This is a genomic window from Lentibacillus songyuanensis (assembly GCF_039548255.1).
Taxonomy (GTDB): domain Bacteria; phylum Bacillota; class Bacilli; order Bacillales; family Amphibacillaceae; genus Lentibacillus_C; species Lentibacillus_C songyuanensis.
In genome coordinates this window covers 422,028-429,036 of sequence record NZ_JBCLVH010000001.1, presented here as the reverse complement: position 1 = coordinate 429,036, position 7,009 = coordinate 422,028, and the positions used below count along the sequence as shown (strand labels likewise).

5 protein-coding genes and 1 riboswitch are annotated in these 7,009 nt (G+C 42.3%); of the genes, 4 read left to right on the top strand and 1 reads right to left on the bottom strand.

What is annotated here, in order from left to right:
• Positions 1-479: 479 nt before the first annotated feature.
• Positions 480-1,718 carry a methionine gamma-lyase gene (megL, locus tag WMZ97_RS01985; protein WP_405027644.1) on the bottom strand — a complete coding sequence of 413 codons (1,239 nt, stop codon included), beginning with the start codon at positions 1,716-1,718 and terminating at the stop codon, positions 480-482.
• Between the two features lie 207 nt (positions 1,719-1,925).
• Between megL and rarD the strand changes: the two genes are divergently transcribed.
• The 4 genes from rarD to WMZ97_RS01965 all read left to right on the top strand — a co-directional run bounded on the left by rarD (position 1,926) and on the right by WMZ97_RS01965 (position 7,004).
• Entirely contained in the window at positions 1,926-2,837 is a 912-nt protein-coding gene (rarD, locus tag WMZ97_RS01980) for an EamA family transporter RarD (RefSeq protein ID WP_343270366.1), read from the top strand.
• 285 nt (positions 2,838-3,122) lie between these two features.
• A riboswitch (SAM riboswitch) is annotated at positions 3,123-3,238 on the top strand.
• Positions 3,239-3,333: 95 nt separating this feature from the next.
• Positions 3,334-5,052, top strand: coding sequence for a PLP-dependent aspartate aminotransferase family protein (locus WMZ97_RS01975; protein WP_343270365.1), 1,719 nt, complete (start codon positions 3,334-3,336; stop codon positions 5,050-5,052).
• A 299-nt stretch (positions 5,053-5,351) separates the two neighbouring features.
• Entirely contained in the window at positions 5,352-6,245 is an 894-nt protein-coding gene (locus WMZ97_RS01970; RefSeq protein ID WP_343270364.1) for an SGNH/GDSL hydrolase family protein, read from the top strand.
• A gap of 45 nt (positions 6,246-6,290) precedes the next feature.
• A complete protein-coding gene (locus WMZ97_RS01965) occupies positions 6,291-7,004 on the top strand; it encodes a YpmS family protein (RefSeq protein WP_343270363.1) in 714 nt (237 codons plus the stop codon).
• Positions 7,005-7,009 lie beyond the last annotated feature (5 nt).

The window sequence follows — 7,009 nt, the reverse complement described above, 5'->3', positions numbered from 1 at the left end:
TGGTCTACCATAATCTTATCGAGGGGCCCTAATATTTTCAAACCCCAAATTTAACGTTCTACAGGAATGCTGCGACATAGTGATAATTTCTTTGAGGGCACTTCTCCCGTTCTAATGGAAGATTGGTGCCTACATTCGCTCCGTCAGAATACTCCGCCCTCCCCTCACACGGACGGCGGCATTAGCACTCCTCTTCCAATAGAACGAGTGTCATGTAATAAAATTGTCACTACGTCGTATTTTCTATCCAATCAGCATCAACATTCCCTATATGGGATACTTAAAAACTTTTATCCGGGATTGAATACTTCATGATCAAAAATCATATACGTTCTTCTTACACACAAAAAATCCGAATGCATACAAATTCCTTTTGAAGAAACTTGAATCATTCGGATTTCTTTATGACTAACACACCTTATCCCAACCGCTTTTTCCAATTTACATAGTAGAAAACAAGAGACATGCCACATTCGTGACTACCTATTAGTCATACTCGCAACTGACTGGTGTTTTACTTGATTGAGCGCTTGTTCCAGATCTGTCCAGATATCCTCCCATCGTTCTAGTCCAACCGAAAGACGTATAAGTTGATCGGTTATCCCCATGTCCAGCCTGGATGCCTCCGGAATGACCGCATGTGTCATACTAGCTGGATGCTCAATCAGTGTCTCCGCATCTCCAAGACTAACGGCGATTTTGAGAAATGACAGTGCATTTAACACTGCTTGGGCATCCTGTTTTGTGCCTTTCACTTCAAACGCAATAATACCGCCGCCACGTTTCATTTGTTTTTCTTTGATCGCATACGCCGGGTTTGTGTCATCACCCGGATAATATACCTTGGCCACGTTTGGATGATCCTTTAGCCTGGCAAAAATTTTCTCGGCGTTATCACAGTGCCGATCCAGACGAATTGGTAACGTCTTTAGTCCACGAATCAATAGCCAGGCATCAAATGGTGACATAATACCACCAATATCCTTCTGGGTGGTCATTTGTACCGAATCCAGGAATTCCTTCGTCCCTACAGCAAGTCCTGCAACCACATCCCCATGGCCACCAATATATTTGGTTGCGCTATGAACAACAACATCACAGCCCAGATCAAGCGGACGCTGTAAATATGGGGAAGAAAATGTACTATCCACAACCACCGGGATATTATATTCTTTTGCCACCTGGGCAACCATTTCCAAATCAATAAGCTTCATCGTCGGGTTAACCGGGGTTTCTACATAAATACATGCTGTCTCCGGCCTGATACGGGCTTGGAGTTCCTCGGGCGAATCCATTTCTGAAAAGTCATGGGTGATCGCATATTTTTCCTCCATCATCGACAACAGACCAAATGTACATCCATACAACCCGGATGAACAAACAATGTGATCATTTGCTTTGGTCAACGCAACCAGAACCGCCGATATGGCAGCCATACCGGAGGCAAATGCTAATCCGCGCTCGCCATTTTCAAGCGCAGCAATTCGTTCCTCCAGCACCTTCACCGTTGGATTCGCCAATCGTGAATAAATATAACCCGCTTCTTCGCCAGCAAAGCGTCGCTCCCCCTGCTCTGCTGTTTCAAATGTATAAGTGGATGTCTGAAATAATGGCGGCGTTAAACTGCCAAGCATTTCTTTTGCATCATATCCATCGTGAATGACGGATGTTTCGAAATGTTTATATCGCTCTGTCATGTCATTCTCCCTTTCCTTCATGCATTTCTCTTCCTACTTCTATGATATCGGAAAAGGCTTATCCTTGAAAGCGGTTTCCGGAGATTGTTCTCACTTTTTTGGTTGGCAAAGCGTTTACGAGTGTCCCTGCACAAGCAAGATAATTGCCTTTTTTTCAACCACCCTCTAAAATTGGCTTATTTCGAACCAATGGATTTTGGGGAATTTTCCAGGAAGGAGAAGCAATAAATGAAGCAAGCAGAGCAAAAAATGGGAATTATTTATATTACATTCGCCTACATATTTTGGGGGATTCTGCCAATCTACTGGAAACTGGTCGATAATGTCCAACCAGGCACTATATTGGCACATCGCATTATCTGGTCCTTCTTATTTATGATCGCTATTATTCTTGTACTAAAAAAGTGGTCTCCATTTATCGCAGAATGCAAAGCCATTTTTAAAAATAAAAAGAAATTAATCGGTATTTCGTCTGCTTCCTTTATCATTAGTCTCAATTGGCTTACCTATATTTGGGCCGTTAACACTGAACATGTGATCCAGGCAAGCCTTGGTTATTATATGAATCCGCTGGTCAGCATCTTATTAGGCATGATTATTTTAAAAGAACGATTGACCCGACAGCAGCTTGCATCGTTTCTCATTGCAGCGATTGGTGTCATCTATCTTGCGGTCAGTTATGGAGTGTTTCCTTGGATTTCTTTAGCGTTGGCTATCACATTCGGGTTGTATGGATTGTTAAAAAAGACGGTGGATATTGGAGCGATGTTTGGCCTGGCAATGGAGACCATGATCGTCACACCGCTGGCATTGATTTATGTTGCTGCCGTACCTGCGCACATATTTACTATCAATAACATGTCTACCAGCACACCACTTTTGTTAATTGGTGCCGGAGTTGCAACAGCCATTCCGCTTTTGCTATTTGCCAGCGGAGCCAAGCAAATTCCATTATCCATGGTCGGCTTCTTACAATACATTGCACCAACCATCATGCTTTTGCTCGGCGTGTTTCTTTATCATGAGACATTCACCCATGCCCATATGGTATCCTTTGCATTCATCTGGATCGCATTAATCATTTACATGACGTCCGTGCAACATAGACCAGCGAAAAAGCGAAAAAAGGCAACATCATGATTTGGAGCTCACTGAAAAAGCACCTTTTCATAATCGTTTGGAAGAAAACGGGCTGAAACGTGCGTCAGCAAGCCCGATACGTGCGAGATACAAAGGTTTTCAAAACGAATCTATTTAGCAGCCTCCATGATTTGGACGGTATTTTTTGAGTTCCGACAGTATTCTATCTAACTTGGACAGTATTTACGTTCATTTAAATTCATATTATTTTTATCAAAATAGTTGACGGATGATTGAATTTAGGTATATAATTCTTGTTACATTAATTTTTCTAAAATTTCATATCTCTTATCAAGAGTGGTGGAGGGATTAGGCCCTGTGAAGCCCGGCAACCATCAGGCTGATAACCAGCTTTGAAAGGTGCTACATCCTACAGGTCGACTTGATCTGGTAGATAAGAGGAGGAACGTTGACGTATACGCCCTCTTCTTAGGAAGGGGGCTTTTGTAATACTCCCTTCCAACATATTAACCAACCACAAAAGGAGGAATTTTTTATGTCAAACTTTCAATTTCACGATCCAGAAACAGTAATACTTCACGGGGGACAGGAACCGGATCCAACAACCGGGTCACGTGCTGTTCCGATCTATCAAACTACTTCCTATGTATTCCGCGACACTGAGCATGCACAAAATTTATTTTCTTTAGCCGAGCCCGGCTATCTGTACACACGGCTTGGCAACCCGACATGCGCCGTATTTGAGGAACGGGTAGCACAGCTTGAGGATGGATCTGCAGCCGTTGCGACATCATCTGGTATGGCTGCCATTACGTTAGCTATTTTGAACCTGGCCGGGGCCGGTGACGAAATTATTGCTGATAGCAACTTATACGGTGGAACATATAACTTATTTTCGACGACCTTGCCTCGCTATGGGATCCAAGTGAATTTTGTGGATGGGACAGACCTGGGGGCAATTCGTTCAGCTATCACCTCAAAAACGAAGGCGATTTTTGGTGAAACCATCACCAATCCTAGTCTAAACGTACTAGATATAGAAGGGATTGCAGGCATCGCCCATGAACACCATATCCCTTTAATTGTGGACAACACGTTTGCGACACCATATTCTGCCCAGCCAATTAAATGGGGAGCTGACATTGTCATCCACTCTGCAACCAAATGGATTGGCGGACACGGAAACTCGATTGGCGGCATTGTCGTTGATGGCGGCCGGTTTGATTGGAATCATGCAAACTTCCCCGGCTTTATCGAAGCTGATGAAAGCTACCACGGCATTCGTTATGCTGACCTCGGCCCTGCTGCATTTGCCACAAAACTGCGGGTTCAGCTATTAAGGGATATCGGCGCTTGCTTAAGCCCGCATAATGCGTTTTTACTATTACAAGGACTGGAAACTTTGCATTTGCGGGTGGAACGACATAATAAAAATGCAGAAAAAGTGGCTGCCTATTTACAAGCCAACCCTGCTGTGGAATGGGTGAATTATCCAGGTCTAGAGAACCATCCGGCACATTCCTTAGCAAAGAAATATTTACAAAAAGGTTTTGGCTCGATGATTACATTCGGTATTCAAGGCGGACGAGATGCCGGCAGAAAACTGATCAACAACATTTCTATCTGGTCCCATGTGGCAAACGTTGGTGATGCAAAATCATTGATTATCCATCCGGCATCGACTACCCATCAACAATTGAGTGCCGAGGACCTCAAAAAAAGCGGGGTAAGCGAGGAATTAGTTCGGCTCTCTATTGGTATTGAACAGGTCGATGATGTTCTAAGCGATTTAGATCAGGCGATCGCCAAAGCTACCAATACAAAGCCAAGTCGCCAAGCTACAAAGGCTGATGCAGTAAAATGGTTGCTTTCTTCCCCATTCATCCGGGAAAATGGTGCTTTAAGGCAAAAAACGATCGCTGTAGTTGGTGAGGGTCATAATGAACAGGAAACAAACCAATTAAAACAGCTTGGCTATCAGCTTATCCACGTAAATGATACAAACCAGCTGCAGGATACACAGGCTGCGATTGATACTGTTTGGCTCAAACAAGGACCTGTCCCTAACAGCACGATTGAGCAATTTATCAACAAGGAAGGCAAGATTCTCTGGATTGAACAACTGATTGGAACGGAGCCAACACTTGAACATGCTGAAGCTGCTGGTATCACGGTTGTCACCGGAGTAAAACTATATGAGAAATTTGTTCGCTTACGCGGAAATACGACTGAACAAGCAACTGTTAGCGTATGATGAACAAGAATAGTTAAAGATACAAGAGGCTGTCTCGCAAAAAGGGGGCAGCCTCTTGTGTCTTTCACCAGTTCTTTTATTTTTTGACCATCCCTTTAAACAATTTCATTACAATTTTATAACAAGCTATATCGACTACAAAAACATGATATACTAGCCAAAGAAAACGTCATAAACATATAAAAGCCTGAAGCGGGACGCTCTAATCTAACAGCTATAGGGCTGTTGCTTTTGTTCTTAATCATTACAATTCCCGCATATTATTAATAAAGAACTATTTCGTATTGGTGTGATACATTTTGAAGAAATTTGCAATTATATTTTTGATTTTACTAGTTGTGATTGGCATCGGAATATCCTTCATTTACTTTGGACCAACAGAACAGGTAGAAAAGACCATTCAGGAGCCATCTTCCAAGCAAAGGTCTACAGATGAAAAGCAACCGCAAACCGATTCCGATCAGACGCAGGAAGAAAAACAGGATAGCGAACATAACGAAAATAAACCCGATATCAAAGCCTTCCTTGAGGACACGTTGGAAAGCACGATTAATTACTTTACGAATAACCAAATCCATGTGGTTGCCATTGGAGACTCCTTAACACAGGGTGTGGGAGATACAACTGACGAAGGTGGATATGTTGGCATTCTGGATAATACGATCAATCAAAAGAAACACCTAGCAGAGTTTGACAACTATGGCAAGCGGGGAAACCGCTCCGACCAGCTGCTAAAACGACTCGATATACCAGAAATCTCTGCTTCCATTAAAGATGCCGATATTATAACCATCACCATTGGCGCAAATGACATTATGAAGGTGCTCAAAGATAATATCACCGATTTATCCTATGATGATTTTAGAGAGGAACGCACAAATTATGAGAAGCGGCTCAACAGGATCTTTGCTAAAATAGACGAATTGAACCCGGATACCAAAGTTTATCTGATTGGTTTCTACAACCCTTACGAAAAATACTTTCCAGAGATAAAGGAACTTGGTGCAATCGTAAAAGATTGGAATACGACGGGAGAAAAAGTGGCAAACGAGTATGAAAATGCCACTTTTATACCGACAATAGATTTATTCGAGGACACAAATGCGGAATTATTTGCAGACGATAATTTCCATCCAAATACAAGTGGGTATAAACTTATGGCAAGACGGGTACTAGAATATTTGAAGCCATAAGAGGGAAGAGGTTCCATAACCAGACAGCCAGGGTTGATAACGACTATGTCGCGACAGCTATCTACAGGAACAATCGTTATGATCCGTATGGCTGTTATTCGGAATGAACCGAATCAAGAAAGGATAGAGGTGATTATTGTGACTGCAAAAAGAAACACAAACCCGCGACGCAAATGGAAACGATTGTTTTATGGCTTGCTTTTGTTTGATATCATTATTGTCGGCCTACTTTTGTTACTCATTTTTTGGCCCGTGTCATCCACTCAGCCCCCGAAATCAGATGACAATTATGATCAAAAGAGCTCCGAGTTTGTCGTGCGTACCACAAAGGAAAATTTAAATGAATTAGTCAATGCCTATATTGATAAGCTTTTAAACGATTCCAAGCACCATTATCGGGTCTCACTTGAAGATGATGTCCATTTAATTGGCGAATTGCCAGTATTTTCATCAACTGTTCCACTCTCCGTTCATCTTGAACCAATTATTCAGGATGATGGGAATGCCATATTGAAATTGCGGTCCATCTCTGTTGGGTTGCTGGAGCTGCCCAACCAAAAAATTATGGAATACATGAAGAAATACCTTCCTATGCCTGAGTGGGTAACGATCGATCCAAAGAGTGAAGAAGTTTATGTAGCTGTAAATGAAATGAATATTAAGAGTAACTTTCAAGTGAGTATGGAGCGGTTTGATTTGGAAGCCAACGATTTAGCCTTCAAAATTGAGGTTCCGTATGAATCACTGGGAATTGATTAGTAACA

Bases quoted from the DNA above. Each gene is read 5' to 3' on its own strand.
- megL (WP_405027644.1), bottom strand. From the start codon at position 1,718: ATGAAGGAAAGGGAGAATGACATGACAGAGCGATATAAACATTTCGAA.
- rarD (WP_343270366.1), top strand. From the start codon at position 1,926: ATGAAGCAAGCAGAGCAAAAAATGGGAATTATTTATATTACATTCGCC.
- WMZ97_RS01975 (WP_343270365.1), top strand. From the start codon at position 3,334: ATGTCAAACTTTCAATTTCACGATCCAGAAACAGTAATACTTCACGGG.
- WMZ97_RS01965 (WP_343270363.1), top strand. From the start codon at position 6,291: ATGTCGCGACAGCTATCTACAGGAACAATCGTTATGATCCGTATGGCT.